Origin of the sequence: Stieleria neptunia (genome assembly GCF_007754155.1) — a bacterium.
In the GTDB taxonomy this organism is placed as follows: Bacteria; Planctomycetota; Planctomycetia; order Pirellulales; family Pirellulaceae; genus Stieleria; species Stieleria neptunia.
The window spans coordinates 4,138,339-4,157,134 of sequence record NZ_CP037423.1; the positions used below are offsets into that span (position 1 = coordinate 4,138,339).

General features: G+C 60.7%; 16 protein-coding genes and 1 tRNA gene. 7 read left to right on the forward strand and 10 right to left on the reverse strand.

The window, feature by feature from the left end; translation table 11 throughout:
* Positions 1-17: 17 nt before the first annotated feature.
* The 3 genes from Enr13x_RS14380 to leuB form a co-directional block, all read right to left on the reverse strand.
* Complete coding sequence (locus Enr13x_RS14380) at positions 18-797, reverse strand: TatD family hydrolase (protein ID WP_145387071.1); 780 nt, start codon at positions 795-797, stop codon at positions 18-20.
* On the reverse strand, positions 797-1,837 hold the full coding sequence (locus Enr13x_RS14385; protein WP_231744289.1) for a phosphatidate cytidylyltransferase: 1,041 nt from the start codon (positions 1,835-1,837) through the stop codon (positions 797-799). The genes Enr13x_RS14380 and Enr13x_RS14385 overlap by 1 nt, the downstream gene beginning before the upstream one ends.
* 73 nt (positions 1,838-1,910) lie before the next feature.
* Positions 1,911-2,984 carry a 3-isopropylmalate dehydrogenase gene (gene leuB / locus Enr13x_RS14390; RefSeq protein WP_145387073.1) on the reverse strand — a complete coding sequence of 358 codons (1,074 nt, stop codon included), beginning with the start codon at positions 2,982-2,984 and terminating at the stop codon, positions 1,911-1,913.
* A 259-nt stretch (positions 2,985-3,243) separates the two neighbouring features.
* On the opposite strand from leuB, the gene Enr13x_RS14395 reads away from it, so the two are divergent.
* Complete coding sequence (locus Enr13x_RS14395; protein WP_145387074.1) at positions 3,244-4,485, forward strand: glycosyltransferase family 4 protein; 1,242 nt, start codon at positions 3,244-3,246, stop codon at positions 4,483-4,485.
* Here the strand turns inward: Enr13x_RS14395 and Enr13x_RS14400 are convergent.
* Positions 4,482-4,793, reverse strand: coding sequence for a Dabb family protein (locus Enr13x_RS14400; RefSeq protein ID WP_145387075.1), 312 nt, complete (start codon positions 4,791-4,793; stop codon positions 4,482-4,484). The two genes, Enr13x_RS14395 and Enr13x_RS14400, sit on opposite strands and share 4 nt — an antisense overlap.
* A gap of 173 nt (positions 4,794-4,966) precedes the next feature.
* Between Enr13x_RS14400 and ligA the strand changes: the two genes are divergently transcribed.
* Positions 4,967-7,039, forward strand: coding sequence for an NAD-dependent DNA ligase LigA (gene ligA / locus Enr13x_RS14405; protein WP_449337326.1), 2,073 nt, complete (start codon positions 4,967-4,969; stop codon positions 7,037-7,039).
* A gap of 137 nt (positions 7,040-7,176) precedes the next feature.
* Positions 7,177-7,250, forward strand: a tRNA-Met gene (locus Enr13x_RS14410).
* 263 nt (positions 7,251-7,513) lie between these two features.
* Here the strand turns inward: Enr13x_RS14410 and Enr13x_RS14415 are convergent.
* A complete protein-coding gene (locus Enr13x_RS14415; protein WP_145387079.1) occupies positions 7,514-7,798 on the reverse strand; it encodes a VF530 family protein in 285 nt (94 codons plus the stop codon).
* A gap of 145 nt (positions 7,799-7,943) precedes the next feature.
* Here Enr13x_RS14415 and Enr13x_RS14420 point away from each other — a divergent pair, with 145 nt between their 5' ends.
* A complete protein-coding gene (locus tag Enr13x_RS14420; protein WP_197456027.1) occupies positions 7,944-8,534 on the forward strand; it encodes a CDP-alcohol phosphatidyltransferase family protein in 591 nt (196 codons plus the stop codon).
* 134 nt (positions 8,535-8,668) lie between these two features.
* On the forward strand, positions 8,669-9,127 hold the full coding sequence (locus Enr13x_RS14425) for a TIGR03067 domain-containing protein (protein WP_145387083.1): 459 nt from the start codon (positions 8,669-8,671) through the stop codon (positions 9,125-9,127).
* Between the two features lie 215 nt (positions 9,128-9,342).
* On the opposite strand, the gene Enr13x_RS14430 is transcribed toward Enr13x_RS14425, so the two are convergent.
* Entirely contained in the window at positions 9,343-11,430 is a 2,088-nt protein-coding gene (locus tag Enr13x_RS14430; protein WP_145387085.1) for a hypothetical protein, read from the reverse strand.
* A 359-nt stretch (positions 11,431-11,789) separates the two neighbouring features.
* On the opposite strand from Enr13x_RS14430, the gene Enr13x_RS14435 reads away from it, so the two are divergent.
* Both Enr13x_RS14435 and Enr13x_RS14440 read left to right on the forward strand, forming a co-directional pair.
* Complete coding sequence (locus tag Enr13x_RS14435) at positions 11,790-12,410, forward strand: YdcF family protein (protein WP_145387087.1); 621 nt, start codon at positions 11,790-11,792, stop codon at positions 12,408-12,410.
* A gap of 58 nt (positions 12,411-12,468) precedes the next feature.
* Positions 12,469-12,912, forward strand: coding sequence for a hypothetical protein (locus tag Enr13x_RS14440; RefSeq protein WP_145387088.1), 444 nt, complete (start codon positions 12,469-12,471; stop codon positions 12,910-12,912).
* 184 nt (positions 12,913-13,096) lie between these two features.
* Here the strand turns inward: Enr13x_RS14440 and Enr13x_RS14445 are convergent, their stop codons facing one another.
* From Enr13x_RS14445 to Enr13x_RS14460, 4 genes are all read right to left on the reverse strand, one after another.
* Entirely contained in the window at positions 13,097-14,950 is a 1,854-nt protein-coding gene (locus tag Enr13x_RS14445; RefSeq protein WP_231744290.1) for a squalene--hopene cyclase, read from the reverse strand.
* Positions 14,947-15,381: an ExbD/TolR family protein gene (locus tag Enr13x_RS14450; protein WP_145387090.1), complete on the reverse strand. Its 435-nt coding sequence runs from the start codon at positions 15,379-15,381 to the stop codon at positions 14,947-14,949. Before Enr13x_RS14450 ends, Enr13x_RS14445 begins: the two co-directional genes overlap by 4 nt.
* Positions 15,382-15,489: 108 nt before the next feature.
* Positions 15,490-16,611 (reverse strand): MotA/TolQ/ExbB proton channel family protein, encoded by a 1,122-nt coding sequence (locus Enr13x_RS14455; protein WP_231744291.1) that lies wholly within the window; start codon positions 16,609-16,611, stop codon positions 15,490-15,492.
* Positions 16,612-16,624: 13 nt separating this feature from the next.
* A complete protein-coding gene (locus Enr13x_RS14460; protein ID WP_197456028.1) occupies positions 16,625-18,529 on the reverse strand; it encodes a tetratricopeptide repeat protein in 1,905 nt (634 codons plus the stop codon).
* Between the last annotated feature and the right edge of the window lie 267 nt (positions 18,530-18,796).

Consider the following 18,796-nt stretch of genomic DNA (forward strand, 5'->3'; position numbering starts at 1 on the left):
TTTCACGAACGTTTTCGTTACGGCAGTTGAAACAAACGCCTGGCGTTTTCGGTGGTCGTTTCAGCCAGCGATTCGGCCGACACGCCGCGAATCTTGGCCAAGCAGCGTAGGGTGTGTTCGACCCGCGCGGGTTCATTGGGCCGTTTGCCACGCAGCGGTTCGGGACTCAGGTACGGCGAATCGGTTTCGATCAGCAATCGGTCTTCGGGAACCTGTCGGGCAACCTCCCTCAGCTCGTCGCTTTTCTTGAAGGTCACCATTCCGGCAAAGCTGATGTGCAGTCCGAGATCCAAGCAGGTTTTGGCGCACGCCCAATCGCCGGTGAAGGAATGCATGATGCCTGGCGGCACCGAGCTTTGACGTTTCAATTGATCGACGATCAAATCCCCGCTGTCACGCATGTGGATGACCATCGGCAGGGACGTGTCACGGCAGAGTTGCATGTGCCGATCAAAATACACGTGCTGCAACTCGATCGGCGTGTCGTCCCAGTAACAATCCAGTCCGGTTTCGCCGATCGCGCGGACACCGGGATATCCGGCCAACTCTTCGATGATCGCGAAATCGCCGACATCGGCTTCGGCGGCGGAGTTGGGTTGAATTCCGACGGCGGCGTACAGGAATCCCGGGTACTCGGCGGCCAGATCACAGGCGCGCCGACTGGTTGCGGCATCGATGCCGATCACCATGATCGCCTCCACCCCGGCATCCCGTGCACGACTGACGGTCTGGTCCAATCCTTCGGCGAACGCATCGACGTTTAGGTGCGCGTGGGTGTCGAAAAGTCGCAGCGTCATTAGGCTGAAAAGAAGTAACGAGTCAGGTGATAGAAGACCGGCGCGGCGAAACAAATGTTGTCGATTTGATCCAGCACGCCCGCGTGACCTTGGACCAGCGTTCCCGTATCGGTGACGCCGCGGTCGCGTTTGATGGCACTCATGGTCATCGCTCCGCCGCAGGCCATCGTGGTGACGACGGCCGCCAGCACACCGGCTTCCCACGGATAAAACGGAGTCGCCCAGGAGAGCGCCGCGGCGATCAGCCCGGTGGTCACCATGGAACCCAGCACGCCTTCCCAGGTGCGTGATCCGTTGATCTTTTCGGCGATGACATGACGCCCGGCCAGCTTGGTCCAGCCGCGTTCGAGCACGGCAGCCAGCTGGGCGATCACGACCAGAAAGATCAACACGCTGACGTTGCTGCCGGGCCACGGCTCTCCGCCGGTCCGAACCAGATCCAGATCCAACAGCGCCGGGGCGTAGCTGAGCGCGTACACGCAAATCAGCAATCCGGCTTGGATTTTCGCACTCCGTTCCAGGAACCGTTTGTAGTCACCGGCGATCGCGGCACGGGCCGGGATGAACAAACTGGCGTACACCGGGATCATGATGCTGTACAAGCCGTAGTAGTCGTTCTGGGGAACGAAGCTGGGCGGATGGCTGCCCAGCGCGATCAAGATGTACTGCAGCGGCGTGAACACAAAGAACACCCAGAACAACGTGCGGTGATCCCCGCGCCGCGTCGGCGTCATCGTGATGAATTCGCGCAGCGCCCAAAAGGACACGAACCCGAACAGGATGACGACACCGATGCGCTGCAGCAAGAATCCGAAGACGAAGATCGCCGTCATCAGCCACCAGACCCGGAGCTTTTGGTTGTACCGTCGGACGATGGCCGAATCGACGCCCATCGTTTCGCGACGTGACAACAGGAAGCCGACCAACGACGCGATTCCCAGTGCGGACAGAATCACCGCAACGAGAATCATCGCCCGCGTGGACAACCAGACGGTGCTCGCGAGCATCCCGAATTCTGGTTGGGTCAAAGTGTCGTTCATCAGGGTTCCCGGTACATGGCAATGGGTAGCCGGCGTTGCCAGAACGTCCGGCTACGAAGTCATTGCCAACCCATCACTGTTTGAGTTGATTGACGACCGCGTCACCCATCGCTTCGGTTGAGACCGACGGGCCGCCCCGGGCGATGTCGGCGGTTCGCAGTCCGGCGGCCAAGACGTCACCGACGGCCGTTTCGATGGCGACCGCTTCGGGTTCCGCATTCAAGGAATGACGCAGCAACATCGCCGCGGCCAAAATCGTCGCCAGCGGATTGGCGATGCCTTTGCCCGCGATGTCGGGGGCGGAACCATGGATCGGTTCGTACAGCCCGGGACCATCGCTGCCCAGCGAGGCACTCGGCAGCATGCCCAGCGAACCGGGCAGCATCGACGCCTCGTCGGTCAAGATGTCACCGAACATGTTGCCGGTGACGACGACATCGAAATCCGAGGGGCGATTGATCAGGTGCATCGCCATCGCATCGACCAGCACGACGTCGTATTGGACTTCGGGGAACTCTTCGGCCATCACGCGTGCAGCGGCTTGCCGCCACAACCGACTGGGCTCCAGCACGTTCGCCTTGTCGACGCTGGTCAAACGGTTGTCGCGTCCCTTGGCGGCTTGTGCGGCCAGTCGCACGATTCGCTCGACTTCACCGACGCTGTACACCATCGCTTGGCTGGCGGTTTCATCCACCCCGGACCCGCTGCGACTGGATTCGCCGAAATAGATTCCGCCGGTCAGCTCACGGAGAAACAGAATGTCGGTGCCTTCGATGATCTCGCGACGCAGCGGTGAGGCGTCGATCAATTGGTCGAACAACTTGATCGGTCGCAAGTTGGCGAACAATCCGAGCTCCTTGCGAATCTTCAACAACCCCGCTTCCGGCCGCGTCTTGGCCGACGGGTCATCCCACTTGGGGCCGCCGACGGCGCCCAGCAGGATCGCATCGGAATGACGACAGGCCTGAACGGTTTCCTCCGGCAGCGGGTCGCCGGTTTCGTCGATCGCGATCCCACCGATCAGGTGCGATTGGTAAGTGAATTCGTGGCCGAAAATCTCGCCAATCGTTTCGAGAACACGTTTGGCTTGCTGCGTGATTTCGGGACCGATGCCGTCGCCGGGCAAAAGAACGATGGAGGCTTTCAAGGTTACTGGGCTGGTCTGGAGAGGAAGGGGCTGTTCAGGGAAACGCGTACTGTAGCCGAATCCGCCCGTTTTCCCCAGAGGCAAGGCGGACGAATCGGCGCCCGGAATAACCGGCTTAAACCGCAGATCCGATCCCGCGGCGCCCGCCTTGGTGTCTGTTCGCACGCGGCCGGCCGATTTGATCGCGGCCCGGGGAAATCGCGACGCAGCTTGTTGAAGACAGGTCAATGGAGCCCGTTCTTTTACCCCCGACGCCATCATGCAAGCTGGAAATCTCGGCCGATCAAGCTCGACCGGACCACTCCCCGCAACCCCGATCGTCCTCCATCCGCAGTCCGCCGGCCCGGTGGAGCAGGATTCGATCCCGGCGGGGGGAGGCATCCCGACGGCATCCGTTCGTGTCTTGCACATCGTCAACGGAGAACATTTTGCGGGGGCCGAACGCGTCCAGTCCCACCTGGGCCGCTGCTTACCAGAGTTCGCCGTCGATGCCGATTTCGCCTGCGTGAAACCGGGTAAGTTTGCCAAAACGTTGGTCGAACACGGCGGAGCCTGGGGCCGTTGTTTCCGCGCGGACATGAAAAACCGGCTGGACGTCCGCGCCGCCTGGCGGGTTCGTCGACTGGTCCGAGAAAACGGGTACGACTTGATGCACGCCCACACGCCGCGAACGGCGATGATCGCGTCGCTGGCGTCGCGTCTGACCGGGCTGCCGTGGGTCTATCACGTCCACAGCCCCACGGCTCGGGATTCGTCCAAGCGGTTGACCAATCACGCCAATGCCGCGGTCGAAAAACTGTCGCTGCGGGGATGCAACCACTTGATCACGGTCTCGGAGAGCTTGCGGTTGGATTGCATTCGGCGTGGTTGTCACGAAGAGGATGTCACGGTCGTGCACAACGGCGTGCCCGCGGTCTGCCCACCACGCTCGTCGACGCCGGTCGTCGGCGGACGCTGGGTGCTCGGCATGGTTGCGTTGATGCGACCGCGAAAGGGGCTGGAAATCGCCTTAGAAGCGATCGCAAAATTGCGGGACCAGCACGACGTCCGCCTTCGGATCATCGGCCCCTTCGAAACCGACGCCTACAAGGAATCGATCGAAGACCTGATCGCAGAATTGCAGATCTCGGGATTGGTCGAGCGAGTCGGCTTTACACGCAATGTTCCGGGCGAACTCGCCAAACTGGACGCGATGGTGTTGCCCAGTCTGTACGGAGAAGGGTTGCCGATGGTGGTGCTCGAATCCATGGCCGCGGGGCTTCCCGTGGTCGCCACGCGGGTCGAGGGGACGCCCGAGGCGTTGACCGATGGGGCCCAAGGATTGCTCGCCGAGCCGGGCGACGCGGAAAGTCTGGCCGAGAAAATCGAGGAGCTGATCTCGGGCGTCCACGACTGGCAACAGATGTCCGACGCCGCGATCGAGCGTCATGCCAAGGATTTCTCCGACGTCGCGATGGCAAGTCGGACGGCGGATGTCTATCGCAAGGTGCTGGGACTCTAGTCTTCCAGCAAACTGTCACAGACCTGAACCGTGGCCCAGTTCTCCTTCTGACGCTCGATGAATTCGAGGTGTCGGGGGGCCGTTTGGTACACGTCATGGGTCGCGCGATCACTAAAGATCACGTGCAGCGACACGTCAAATTTGACATTGACCGGCCGGTCCAACTCGGTGTCTCGGCGACCGACCGAAAACCCGATGACTCCGTCGTGATCATCCAGGTATTTTTGGCAGTCCGCGACCAGACTGTCGACCGCCGCCGGGCTGTTGTCTTTGAGCGTAAAAAAAACGTGGTGGGCGAGCCGAGCCATGGGACAAACCTTGCAACAAGCGGGGAAGTCGGGAAATTCGTGTGGGGCCTGTATCGTAATAAAACCGCGCCCCGTGGCGAGCCCCCGAAGCGAAGCGGTAAATTACGTCGGCCCGTGTCTTCCACCGGCGACTTCCCCTGATGTCTTCCACCGACCTCTTTTCAACCGATTCCATGACGACTCCGGCACAACGCGTCCAAGCACTTCGCGATGAGATTCGTGGGCACGACCACGCGTATTACGTCCTGGCCCAACCGTCGATCAGTGACTTGGAATACGATCGGTTGTTGGAATCATTGCGAGCCCTGGAAACCGAGCACCCCGAACTGCTCACGCCCGATTCGCCGACCCAACGCATCGGCGATCAACCGGTCGAGCATTTGGTCCAGGTCCCGCATGCGGTCCCGATGCTGTCGATCGACAACACCTACAGCCGCGAGGAATTGAAAGCCTACTTTGACCGCACCGAAAAACTGCTCCAAGGGCAGTCGATCGAGTGGGTGATGGAATACAAGATCGACGGGGTGGCTGCATCGGTGCGTTACGAAAACGGCGAGATGAAGCTTGCCGTCACACGCGGAAACGGAACCGTCGGCGACGACATCACGCACAACATCCGGACCGTTCGTGATCTGCCGCTCCGGATCAACGCAAAAAAAACGCCAGACGTGTTGGAGGTCCGCGGTGAAGTCTACATGACCAACACGGACCTGGCCGACCTGAACGAACGGCAGGTCGCGGCGGGAGCCGAGCCGTTCAAGAACACCCGCAACGTTACCGCCGGGACGATCCGGTTGCTCGACCCGGCCATCGCCGCCGAACGCAACCTGCGGTTCTTCTGCCACGGCGTGGGACAAGTCGATGGGCTGGCCGCCAAAAACCACATGCAGTTTCTGAAAGAAATTGCGGCGTACGGCATTCCGATGACGCCCGATGTCCGCGTCTTTCCCAACGCGGCGGCGGTGATCGAGGCGGTCGATGAACTGGAACAGGGAATGCCGGATCTGCCATTTGAAGTCGACGGAATTGTGTTCAAGGTCAACGATTTTGCGCAGCGCGACAAACTGGGCATGCGGAGCAAGAGCCCGCGCTGGTTGATTGCGTATAAATTCGAACGTTACGAGGCGGTCACGCGATTGAACGACATCAGTGTCCAAGTCGGCAAAACGGGAACCGTGACCCCGGTGGCTCATCTGGAACCCGTCGACATCGCCGACACGACCGTCTCCCGCGCCTCGCTGCACAATGCCGACGAAATCGAACGATTGGACGTGCGCATCGGTGACGTCGTGGTGGTCGAAAAAGCGGGGAAGATCATTCCCAAAGTCGTTCGCGTTGAAAAACACCTGCGGAAAGCCAAGCTTCCGCCGTTTCGTTTTCCCGCGACCTGCCCCGAGTGCGAAACGGAACTGGTACGCGACGATGGGGGAGTCTATATCCGATGCCCCAATCCCCAATGCCCGGCACAGCTGAAACAGCGTTTGGTCTATTTCGGCAGCCGGCCGGGAATGGACATCGACGGACTGGGTGAGGAGGTCGTGGATCTGTTGCTCGGTCACGGCCTGTTGCACGGCTATGCCGACCTGTATCGGTTGTCGGTGGATCAAGTCGCCTCGCTGGATTGGCTGAAGCAACGAAAAGGAAAAGACGGCAAATTGATCGACGTCAAGGTCGGCGAGCGAAACGCAAAGAACCTGATCGCGGGCATCGACAACAGCCGTGACCGCGGGCTGGCCCGCGTGCTGTCCTCGATTTCGATTCGACACGTCGGCCCCCGCGTCGCGTCCCTGATCACGGCAAAGTACCACACCCTGGACATGCTCCGCGAAGCATCGGTCGACGATCTGGCGGATCTGCATGAGATCGGAGAACGTATCGCCAAAAGTTTGCATGAGTTTCTGCACAGCGACTACGGCCAGAAAACGCTCGACGAACTCGACGCGGAAGGCGTCAAATTGGAAGACCCCGAACCTGTCGAAGTCGAAGGGGGGCGTTTGTTGGAAGGGAAAACCGTCGTCGTCACGGGAACCCTGAAACACTACAAGCGGGACGAGATCAAAAAATTGATCGCCGAACTGGGCGGTCGAGCGTCGGGCAGCGTCAGCAAAAACACGGATTTTTTGGTCGCGGGTGAAAAAGCCGGCAGCAAGCTGACCAAGGCCAACGAATTGGGGGTCGAGGTGCTTTCCGAACAGGCGTTTCAGGAGCTGGTGGCCGGACAGGACGGGGGCGAGGGGGGAGATTGATGCCGCCGATCCGTTGTCTGCCGGCGGGCCGGTGCGGTGGATCAAGGACGAAGATTTTCCCGTCAAAGAACGTCCGCTGGAGAGTTCAAGACGAGGCTTGTCAGGCTTGGCCGGCTTTGGCATACTGTCCCGCTCTTGGCGAGGTAGCTCAGTCGGTTAGAGCGGTGGCTTCATAAGCCATAGGTCGCTGGTTCAAGTCCAGTCCTCGCTACTTCTTTTTGCGGTCCGTTCTGTGACCGCATCATTCGGCCCCGTTTGGCGGCCGATTGTGCCGGCCCAGATTGACGGCCTTCAATCCATGGTTGGGCGATTGCTCGCCCGCGAAGACCCTCCCCTCGCTGCGCTCGACCCTCCCTGGCAGGGAGGGTGACGATGAAGGACCCTGTTCGCTTGAGACCAACGGGACCACCCCATCATTCTGCCCCGTATCATTCTGCCATCCAACCACGACTCCCCCATCGCTGGTCAACCCACTCATCCTTCACCCTCCTGTTCTCCGTCACCCTCCCCGCTCGCCGACCTTGACGCGACGTTTCGATTCTCGTAGCAGATCGATCGCAGATACAGCCGCTCCACCTTCGCTCTGGCCCAGGGCGTTTTCCGCAGAAACTTCAGGCTTGATTTGAGGCTGGGGTCGTGTGTGAAGCAGCGAATTTGGATTCGGTTGCCCAGTTCGTCCCAGCCGTACCGTTCGACCAGCCGCTCCAGCAAGTCTGCCAGTGTGACTCCGTGCAGCGGATTGTTGGGTTGCTGGTTCATGGTGATCGCGGGGCGGGAGCCGGCAAGGCGCAGAAAGATTGGGTTCGGGTGATGTCGGAATCAATGGTATGCTCGGGTTCGTGTCGTTGGATAGCCCACCAGCCGGCTGCGGTGTTGCAAGAGGGAGAGACCAGGGAACGTGACGTTGGCACCTGAAACAGACCGTTGGTTGACCGTTCCCAACGTGATCACCACGGCCCGCATTTTGGGCTCACCGGCGCTGGTCCCGTTGGCGATCGCCCAGCAGATGACGTGGCTGGCCGCCCTGGCGATCTTTCTGGTTTTCACCGAATGGTTGGACGGATTTCTGGCCCGGCGCTCCCACGTCACTTCCGCCGTCGGCGCGCGTCTGGACACGGTCGCGGATGCCGTGTTCTACCTGTCCGTGCTGGCCGCGCTGATCGCGTACCAGCCGGACCAGGTCGCCAAAGAGAAGGTTTGGATGCTGGTGGCCATCGCGAGTTACGCGTTGAGTTGGCTGACGTGTCTGGTCAAGTTTCGACGGCTGCCCAGTTACCACACTTGGGCCGCGAAGGGGGTTTGGTTGATCATCATCCCCGGCACGGTCCTTTGGCTCGCCGGCGTCACCCCCTGGGGCGTCCGCATTGCAATGGTTTGCGTCACGCTGGCCAACATCGAAGCCATCGCGATCACGTGGGTCTTGCGTGAGTGCAAAGTGGACGTCCCTTCGTTCTGGCACGCACGAAGAATCAGGCGGCAGTCTGCGGTTGAGTGAAGCGGGGGCACGCGACATGCAGATGGGTGACAAGAAAGGGTGTAATCCGCAATGACAGGACCAGAGCCGGCATGCCAACGTTTACAATCAGGCATGGCTGTGCTGTCATTCAACTCCGGTGGAGGACCCGTTCGATGCGAAGTTTACTGTTGGGACTGTTGGTGGTCGGCGTCGCTTTACCGTTCGCCGCAAACGCTGAGGATGCCCAAGACCAAGCCATCAAGAAGGATCGCAAGAAACTCCAGGGCACCTGGCAAGTCACCTCACTGGTGATCGCCGGCAACCGAGCAAAAGACGAAGACGCAAAAAAATTCACGGTCGTCAATGGCGACGATGGCACCTGGAGCGTGCGTTCGGAAGGGAAAGAGTCGAGCAAAGGCACAAGTACGATCTCGCCGACGGTCAAACCCAAGACCATCGACTTCACCGCGACCGAGGGCGGGGCCAGCGGCGATCAATTTGTCGGAATCTATCAACTCGGCAAAAACAAGCGAAAACTCTGTTTCGTGCGTAGCGACAAAGAGCGGCCAACCGAGTTCACGTCGACAACCGAGAATCAAAACATCCTGGTGACGTACGAGCGAATCAAGTAGCGGTCCGTCTCGCGTTCTTGTCATGCATCACCCGGGTAGGCGACGCATGAGATTGATCATGTTGAGATGGGAGGCAGAGCCTGGGAACAAGTACAGCAGCCAGTCGTCTTATCGTTTTGTCCCTATCATTCTGCCCCCTATCATTCTGCCATCCATCATTCTGCCATTTATCGTTTTGCCCCCATCGTTTTGCCTTCGTCCTCCCGACCGCCGCCTCAAGGCTTCCATCGTTCGTCAAAAAATCCCGCCGCTTGCACCTTGCCGGGATCTCGCATCGTCGCCCCCGCTTCGATATCGAGGATCGCCCAGTCGGGCAACTTGGGCGTTTGCCGGGCATTGTTCAGGTAGTCGTATTCACGAAACGTGAACCCGCTGTTGAGAACGATGTAGCGGTCGGAGTTCAGCGGATTCGGATAGACCATCGCCACCGCGTGAGCCTTGCGGGAATAGCTCTTTGACCCCAGTCGGATCGTGTCTCCGTTCCATGCAACGGGCAGCGCGTCCGCAAGCCTGGCGATGACAGAATTGGATTGCGGATCGCCGAACAGGACCAGGTTGTGGTTCTGAATCTGTTCCTTCGTCAGCTCGCGATCCACCACGCGTTGAACGTCTCCGCGAAAGTGCTTTCGCCAATGCAATTGCGCATGTTCGGCTTCGGCAGCCACCCAGGCTTGCAGGGCGGGATCATCGGATTCATTGGAGGGAAGGACAAACAGAAAGGAGTCCATGAAGGCGTCGTCGATCGGGCCTTGCAACCCCGGTCGTTTCCGCAGGTCGGCCTGGTTGATTTCGTCGGTTTGCCAACGTCCGTCGCGAAGGACGAACTCGGCGTTCCAAGATCGATCGGATCGCACCGCTGGCGTTTCGCATTCGGATCCATCGATCACGACGATCGGCCGCTCGGGCAGATGTCCCGGCCACTGTCCGGGGCCAAAGTCCAACCGCAGGTGCGTCACGTTGGTGGTCTTCACCTCGATCCGAGTGTGCCCCTCCGCGTCGATCCGATTCGCCCGAACGCGCGCCGTTTCCCAATGTTTTTTCAAACCCTCAATTGCGACCCAATGCATGCGGTTGTACCGCAAGGTCTGCGTCGTCAGATCGATCGAGCGTGGCACCGTTGGCCGGACCGATGCTGCCAACGCATCCATCCGAGCTTCGATTTCGACCTTGGAGTCCTCATGAATTTTGTGCGCGGTTTGTGGGCCGATGACGTGCACCAAATCGATTTCATGTTCGGCCAATGACGCCTCCATCACATCAGCGGCTTGCTTCTGTCGATCGATCTCTCCGCTGTAGGCGACAGTCGGACAGTGCACCAGATTGCGTGACCAATGGGGGCAATCGTACAGCCGCCATAGTGTCCGTTGGTAATCCGGCGTCGACGTAAGATCCTCTCCTTGAAACGACTTCAGGAACTCAGGCGTTTCGGAAAATCCCGCGCCGGGATTGGCGGCAAAAAAGCGATCGGCGTAGTGGGTCGCGAACTGCCAACATGCCGCGCCGCCCATGGAAAAACCCCGTACGCTGGTCCGTGTCCGGTCGAGGGGCAAGTGGTCGCGGACGTGTTCCAACGCTTCCAGCACGTCGATTTCGCCGGCAAATTTGAACGCGTTGCTGTAGCGACCATACGGATGCAGCACAAACGTATCGGCGGGCGTATACTGGCCGGCCGACGTTCGCCCCTTGGCGAGGAAACTGACTTCGCTAAGTGTTTCGCCACGCCCGTGAAACCAGAGGTCCAATCGTCGCGGCCGCGAGTCACCGTGTGTGAATCCGGCAGGGACGACGATGGCGTAGGGCTGGTACGATCGGTCGATCTTGGATTGGTAGCCGCCGATGATCAACTGCTGGCTCTCTCCATCACCGATCCCCACCACACGACTCCACCGAGGCGTCACGCCGGCCACCTCGATCCGTCGCGTTGCCTCTTCCAGCAACGCGACCGCGGCATCGAAATCCCGCGGTTGATAGAATTGTTTGAATTCCAACGCAAGTTCGACCGCGCGGGGAAACACCAAGATTTCTGGTGTCAACTGCGTCAGTGCCTGGAGCGTTTGCTGATGCGGTGCCCGCTGCCATTTGTTTCCCGACTGAGTTTTGTCTTCGGCCTGTCGGAGCAATTCACCCCAAGCCCGGCGGACGTTCTGGCAACCCTCGACCAATTGTCGCGATTGTGCGTCATCCAGATCGACGCCCAACGGTGGAATCGGCCGGACCGAGTCCGCACGATTATCGGCGGGCCCGTCGGCGGAAGCGAGCGGTGCGAAACAAAGACAAATGGCGACCAGGAACGGAAACTTCACGGAGAGACCTTGGGGGGGAGGGCGGTACGGAGGGGACGCAAAGTCTAACCGGTCGGGCGCGGCAGGGGAAAGTTTCAGCTGCGAAGTTCCGAATTTCAAATCGGCGGGTTGTCACGCATTTTCGGTCGATCCATCGGATTGAAACCGGCTTGAAAGACCAGACGGCTCGGGGGCTGTCGATTTAGTGAGCCGTGACGCGTAAGCGGCCGGGCATTCCGGCGCCCGCCCGAGGCCTTACGGCCAGCGGCTCACCATTGAGTCAGCAGATCCCGACAAAATCGGCAACCCGCTCGCGCCGTTCCGCTTAACACCTTAAATGGGGTGGGTGCTCCATCGTTGGCGGTGGCTACAATGGTCGCATGGTTGATGTTGCGAAAAAATGGCGGCGGCGGTTTTGGCTGATTCTGATCGCCTGGGCTGTCGTTACGTTTGCGTCTTCGTTCGCATCCGTGCGTGGTGTGCTGATCCAGCCCCTGTATGTCCACGACGGCGATGCGCGGGGCGAGATCGCGTACGTGATGGCCGACGGGCCCGCGTATTGGGAGCGGCTGTTTGCGGCGTCGGATCTCTACCATTGGCATCGCGTGGAGCAGATTTATGTGCTCGAGGAGTTGAGATCGTCGAGCTACAACTTCGTCCGCCGGCAAAACGACACGCGGCTGCAACGGGCGATCGACTATTTGGCAATGCGAGGCGTCCCGGCAGACGTGATTCACAGTGTTCCGGTCCAGCCCAACGTTTGGCTGGGTTCGCGGAGTGAAGCGGCGGGCGTTGCCAATCTGCCTCGCCAGTTCACCCGCATCGTCGTGGTGACGTCGCCGCCCCACACCCGACGCAGCAAGCTGTGTTTTCAACGGGAGTTCGGTGCGGATGCGGAAATATCGGTTTACTCGGCGACCAGCCCCGGTCAGAGTGTTGAAACGCATTTCCCAATCTGGCTGGAGTATGTCAAACTGGTGGTGTATTGGGTTTGGGCGTGATGCCGAGCATGCGCAGCGTGCACGTCATCGATTCCACTTGTAACTTGGGTAACTGAACATGAAGGTTTTGAAACCATTGATCGGTGTCGCGCTGGTCGCGTTGCTGGCGGTTTGTGTGGCCGGCCAACTGAGCGCCCAAACGGGACCGTCTGAAAAGGCGGATTCGAAGGCGTCAAAATCGGCCGATCAAATTCCTCGTGCGGCGCTGCTGACCGAACGGGGACGACAGCTGGCCGAAGAGCTTCGGATGCTCAAACGCAGCCGCGACTCGATGGGGTCCAAACACCCGACACTTCCCTTGGTCAACAAAAAGATCGAAGCGATCGAGGAACAACTTGAGGCATGGGAACCGGCCGTGGGCGCACCGCCGCCGAATCCGTTTCATCCGCAACAAGAAGCCAAGCCGCAGATGAATGATTATGACCTCAGGCAAATCGTGATTCGATTGACGAAACGCGTGGAGTTGCTGGAGAAACGGGTGGCGGAGTTGGAAGGGAAGTGAGGGAGACAAGGAGACAAGGAGACAAGGAGACAAGGAGACAAGGAGAGTGGGAGAGTGGGGCAGTGCAGCGGGGGGCGTGTGCGCGGGGGAAGTGGGACAGGCTTCCAGTCTGTCGGTGTTGGGAATGACAGGCTGGAAGCCTATCCCACTCTAGAACAGACGCGCCACGTGCTGGCATCGTCGGTTACGGCCGGGTGGCGATGCGGTCGCTGGAGTTGCGGATGGCGTGGCGGTAGTAAGATTCCAGGCACAGCGTCGCCATCGCGGTCGTGTACACCGTGCCTCCGTATCCACCCCAGACGGTGTCGGCCGGCCAGCTTCCGTCGGCGCGCTGGGTCGCCAACAAGCGGTCTTTGAGTGCCGTGTTCCAACGCTCCCAAGCTTCGTCTTGCAATTGATGCAGGGCCAGCGTGGCGTAGTACCAGTAATAATAATTGTCTTGCCGCGTTCCCGGCAACGACTCCATCAAGTAGCGTTCGGCTTCGTCGATTTCGGCTTGCGGAACGTCTTCGCCGATCAGCAACCGCGTCGCCAACGCTTCGGCCGTCATCGTTCGGCTGGTCGCTTCGCCGGGGCGATAGCATGCCAGCCCACCTCGCCCGGCGCGAACGCTGCGCAAGAACCTGGCGACGCCCGCGACGGTTTCACGTTCGATCGTGATCCCCGCCCGTTTGCCTCCGTCGAGCACCATCGCTTGCCAGCCCAGTTGGCTGAGATCACCGGGATCGCCGCGTGTGTAGCGCCAGCCACCGGTGACCGGGTGCTGCATGCGCACGGTGTGGGCGATCGCGCGCCGCGACGATTCGATCGCGGATTGGTCGTTCGTCATCACCGCGGCTTCGCACAGTGACAGTGCGGCCATCGAATGACAGTAGCTGGCGGCGTAGACCGTCGCGTTGCCGCTGAGTGATCCGTCGGGGTGCTGGGTCTGGATCAGATACGCCAAACCTCGATAAACGTTTTCGGCGTAGTCGCCCGAGAGATGCGTGTTTCCGGCACCCATCATCGCCAGCAACGAAAGTCCGGTCAGCCCGGTCGCGCTCTTGCTTCCCGCGCCCGGTCGTCGTTCTCCCAAGGGCATTCGATCTAAACCAGCCCCGGATGCCCGCGGATCCCACGCTCCATCGGGACGTTGCGCCGCGGCCAAGAACCGAAGCGCTGCTTTCACCGCGGCTTCGGTTCGCGCGTCGCCGCCGGTTTGTGCGATCGCCAATTGTTTCGCCGCGCCGACCCGGTTGGCAAAATCGGCTTGTTCGGAGCCGGGGACCACGGCGGATGCGGACCGTGTTGTCGCAGCGGGCGGACTCGGCACCGCAGGCTTGATCGGTTCCGGTGACGGGGCAACCGGCGGCGCGTTGTTTTGGGGGGGCGACGCAGCGGGATCCGGTTGCGTCGGATCCGGTGTCGCTGCGGCAACCATGGCCGACTCCTCTGGCGTCTCCGTCGCGGCCGCGCTCTCGGCCAGTTCCAGTTGCGATTGCAGCAACTGATCGAGCGACGCATCGAGTGCTTGCGTGATCTGCTGCAGCGCGGGGCTCATGTCACTCGGCGCGACGCTCGCCAACGATTCCGGCGCCGGCGGCGATTCGGTGGGTGGCTCAAGCTGCTCCGGCGGATCGACGTCGGCACTTGAATCCTCCGTGACGGGATTATCAAACGGTTCGGCCAACAGGTCTTGCAATTCGGCGACGGGCAACGGCTCAATCGACGGTGTGTCCACGTCGCCGGATGCATCGTCGACCGCCAGGTCTGGATCGAAGGTGGAAAACGTCAGCGCTTCGACACCGCTTGCGTCTGGATCAACCTCCTGTGCCGACGATCCGCCATCCTCCTTGGCCTGGTAGGGCACCAAATAGATCAGGACGGCGTGCAGGGCCACCGACAGGATCAGGCAGATGGTCCCGGCGGCGCGGCCCTCGCGTTTGGCGCGACGGAACAGCCAAATCGTGATCGCCAGCAAAACGACTGCGGCGATCGCGACGGCGTAGATCAGTCGCGGATCGTCCCACAGCCCCGTGATTTGACTGATCAGATTCAACGGAGGATTCCCCCGCCTCCGCCCGATTCCACTTTGACGGCGATGCCGATTTGAGCGACGCCGGACCGGCGGACGGTGTGAATGGTTTCTGCGAATCCTTGCAGCGATCCCGCACTGTCGGCCCGCACGACGACCTTCAAGTCAGGGTATTGGGCAAATTGTGACGCCAAGATCTCGGCCAGCTGTTCGTTGTTGACGACTTGTCCGTCCAGCAACACGTTTCCTTCGGCGGTCAATTCAACGACGCGTTCATCGGGGACGCGGGAGATCGCGTTCATCGGTCCGACCGACGGCACCGAGACATCGATCCGGCTTTCCGATTCGCTGAACTTGGTGCCGACCATGAAAAAGATGACGAGCAGGAACACGACGTCGATCATCGGCGTCAAGTTGATCGTCACGTCTTCGTTGGATCGGTTTCGTTTGGCCATAGGAGTGACTGCGTGGCGTAAGCTTCCAGCTTGCGTTGACGAAAGTGGCGTAAGCTTCCAGCTTGCGTTGGGGTGGCGGAAGACAGGCTGGAAGCCTATCCCACTTGGTTAGGCGGCTTTTCGTTTTTTGTTGCGTTGTGATCCGGCGTCTTCGAGACCTTCGGCGGAGATGCAGTCGATGACACGTTGGCAAAGTTTTTCGATTTCGCCGAGGTAGCGATCCGATTTGCTGCTGAAATACATGTACGCCAAATAGGCGGGGATCGCGACGGCAAGTCCACCGGCGGTGGTCATCAGCGCCATGCTGATTCCGCTGGCCAGCGTTTCCGGACGTCCGATCGAGTTCTGGTCGCTGATCACTTCAAAGGCATCGATCATGCCGATCACGGTGCCCAACAAACCGATCAAGGGAGCGACGTTGCTGATCGCGTGAAAGACACGCAGGTATTTTTTCAGTCCATCGGAAACCCGATCGCCGGCGTCCATCACGGCCTGCTCGATTTCAAACATCGGCCGTCCCCAGCGACGCAGTGCCGCCCGAAAGACCTCGCTGACCGGGCAGTCAAACTCTTTGCACAACTCGGTCGCTTCGTCATAACTGAGGACTCCGTCTTCGACACATTCGGTGAAACGACGGACGAACGGGCGTGGGATCACACGGCTGCGGCGAAGTGCGATCAGACGCTCCAAGGACAGCGACAGGACGACCAGCGAACAGATCGCCAGCGGCAGCATCAGCCAACCGCCCGTCATGACCTTGCTGACGAAAGCGGGTGTTTGAAACCAACTCGCTCCGGCGGTTTCCTCTGCTGCGTTTTCATCGGCGCCGATCTGGCCCGTCGCAGGCCCTTCGGCGGGCAGCGCAGGGATTCCGCCCTGAGTCGGCTGCGGTTGGCGCTGCGGTTGGCCTTGTCCGCCGGGTTGCATGGCGGTGCGAAACGCGGGTTGCCCCGGAGTCGCCGAATACTGGGGTTGGTTGCCGTACTGGCCCGGTTGAAACTGGCCGCCGAACTGACCGTTTCTGAATTGCGGCTGCGTTTGGGCCAGTTGCGTTTGGGCTTGGGCGAGATTGATGGTCGACATCCACCACAGCATGCCGAGGGCCAATACGACCACGGGCAGAATGTGGGAAATCAGTCCGGCCAGCCGCCGCGGTCGCCGCTCCGGTCGCAACTGGACCTTGGAACGCGATTTTCGGGACGGCCGTTTTTTTGAATCAGAATCTTTCATCGATTGGCGTGAATCAGCGTCGCAAACTTGGGGAATGGTAAGACGCGGCGTCGTCTGGGGAGTCGACGGCTGGGCTGTCGTTTTTCGAACCACCGGACGCAGACCTGGCGGCGCCTGGCAAAACAGCCATCCGGCGGCGTGCTTCGGTCGCGTACGAACTGTCGGCAAAACGGCCCAGCAGTGCTGAGTAGCAATCTCCGGCCTCGCGTGTCAGCCCCAATTGCTCAAACGACTTGCCGGCTTGCACCAACGACGCCGCCACAAAAGGGCCTTCGGGGTCCAGCCCCTCGACCTTGCGGTAGTCGTCGATCGCCTTGGCAAACTGTCGCTGCATCAAGTGGGTTTCGCCGATCATCCATTGGGCACGTCCACGCAGCGCCGGTGTGGCGTCGGGGCTGCGAACGACTCGTTCGTAAAGCGATCGCGCGCCGGTCAAGTCGACTTGCCGAACCGACAAATCGCCCGCCAACAGATCCACCAACGCAACTTGAACGCCGCTCGACTTAGAGGCTTCATCGCCCAACGCCGTTCTCACACGCTGCAGTCGCCGCGCGGCTTCGGCGACGTCGGCATGGGCCACCGCGGACTCGGCACAGCGAAGCAGCGTGGCAAAATCGGTCGCGCCGTGATGGTCCACGACATGAGCCCACCACTCGGCGGCCTTTGCCCCGCGATCGGTTTGGGTCAGGGCCTCGGCGAACAATCGATCGACGTGCACGCTTCTGCGTTCATCCGCGGTGTTCAAGCCCGTCGACTCGGCGGCTAGTGCCAGCATCGACCAGCGTCCCGTTCTGCCGGCCCACCGGCAAGCCGACTCGCGAGCCATCCGGGTCGATTCCACCAAGTCGCCGGAAATCAACGTCGCCGCGATCTGTTCGGCAAACCCAGAGCTTCCCCTCTCCGCGGAATCGTGCAGCAAGACGGCAATCCGTTGACCCGTTTTGTCTTCGGCGGCCAATCGTTTCAGCAAGACATCAAAGCGTGGCGGTGGAAGTGCGGGGCCGGCAAACAACAACGCTTGGCTGATCAAATCCGCCGACCATTGCTGCGGTTGCCCCTGCCGGACCACCCAATGCAGGAGGGAATCCCAGAGCGGAGACGTCTGGTCGGGCGGATCCGATGCAAGCGTCTTCAGCACGATCTGGTCGGCGCTGCGGCTCGATGGCCAACGCTGAAGCAGGTCTGCAATCGCAAGTTCGACCGCTTCGGTGTCGTCGGCCTTCAGCAGACATTGGATTCGCATGGCCGCCGCGTTGGCGGCGTCGGCGTGCGAGGGATAGGCGTCGATGAATTGCTGCAGTCGCTTTGCAGCGGCCGGCATTCGATCCGGTTGCATCGCGGTGGCCCAACCCAGACCCAGCATCGCCAACGCGCGATCGCTGCCGACCGCGTCGCTTGCGCCGGTTCGCGCGGTGTAGTCGACGATCCTGCCGTAGAGAGCTTCGGCATCCCCAGGACGCTGTTGATTCAGTGCCGACCAAGCCGCCCGCATCGCCAGTTTGATCAACGGTTGCAGAGTGTTGGCAGGCGGCGGCGTGGCTTCGGCCAATTCATCCAACGCCGGAACCAGCACTTTGGCGACCTGATCGTCTTGATGGGTGGCGGCAAAATGATTGGCCGCCGAAGTGCGAATCAACAGACGTTGGGCAACCAGATCGGGATCCGGCTTGCGGCGAGCGAGTGAATGGACTGCCTGCAAATACAGATTGTCGATCTGCTTGGCGTCTAACTGTCCCTTCGCCGCGCGGGCCAACAGCACAAAATCCACGGAAAGATCAGCGTCGGACTGCTCGGCGAGTTCGCAGAGCATTTCGGCGGCCGATTGAAAGTTGCTTTGGTCGCGGGCGGTCCGGATCTGTTCAATCGTGGGGGGGGCGGATTCGGGGGGAGCCGCGGATGCGTTCGGAGTTGCCGCCAACAGGATCAGGAGTAGTAGCCAGGCAACGGGAACCCTCCCCTCGCTTCGCTCGACCTTCCCGCAAAGTGGTCGTGGGATTTCAAAGTCACCCTCCTGGCAGGAGGGTCGAGCGCAGCGAGGGGAGGTCGAACGATGAATCGCCACGTTCACTTCAGTGATTTCTGACCCAGTCGGCGCACCAGGGCAAACCCTCTCCTCGCTGCGCTCGACTCTCCCAGGGGGAGAGTGACCAGCCCCCTTTCGTTCTGCCGGCTTAAAGCCGCACGC

What these genes read in the sequence shown, in the direction of transcription:
- Enr13x_RS14385 (WP_231744289.1), bottom strand. Translation starts at nt 1,837, where the DNA reads ATGAACGACACTTTGACCCAACCAGAATTCGGGATGCTCGCGAGCACC.
- Enr13x_RS14400 (WP_145387075.1), bottom strand. Translation starts at nt 4,793, where the DNA reads ATGGCTCGGCTCGCCCACCACGTTTTTTTTACGCTCAAAGACAACAGC.
- Enr13x_RS14380 (WP_145387071.1), bottom strand. Translation starts at nt 797, where the DNA reads ATGACGCTGCGACTTTTCGACACCCACGCGCACCTAAACGTCGATGCG.
- Enr13x_RS14450 (WP_145387090.1), bottom strand. Translation starts at nt 15,381, where the DNA reads ATGGCCAAACGAAACCGATCCAACGAAGACGTGACGATCAACTTGACG.
- Enr13x_RS14455 (WP_231744291.1), bottom strand. Translation starts at nt 16,611, where the DNA reads ATGAAAGATTCTGATTCAAAAAAACGGCCGTCCCGAAAATCGCGTTCC.
- Enr13x_RS14435 (WP_145387087.1), top strand. Translation starts at nt 11,790, where the DNA reads ATGGTTGATGTTGCGAAAAAATGGCGGCGGCGGTTTTGGCTGATTCTG.
- Enr13x_RS14415 (WP_145387079.1), bottom strand. Translation starts at nt 7,798, where the DNA reads ATGAACCAGCAACCCAACAATCCGCTGCACGGAGTCACACTGGCAGAC.
- Enr13x_RS14395 (WP_145387074.1), top strand. Translation starts at nt 3,244, where the DNA reads ATGCAAGCTGGAAATCTCGGCCGATCAAGCTCGACCGGACCACTCCCC.
- ligA (WP_449337326.1), top strand. Translation starts at nt 4,967, where the DNA reads ATGACGACTCCGGCACAACGCGTCCAAGCACTTCGCGATGAGATTCGT.
- Enr13x_RS14440 (WP_145387088.1), top strand. Translation starts at nt 12,469, where the DNA reads ATGAAGGTTTTGAAACCATTGATCGGTGTCGCGCTGGTCGCGTTGCTG.
- Enr13x_RS14425 (WP_145387083.1), top strand. Translation starts at nt 8,669, where the DNA reads ATGCGAAGTTTACTGTTGGGACTGTTGGTGGTCGGCGTCGCTTTACCG.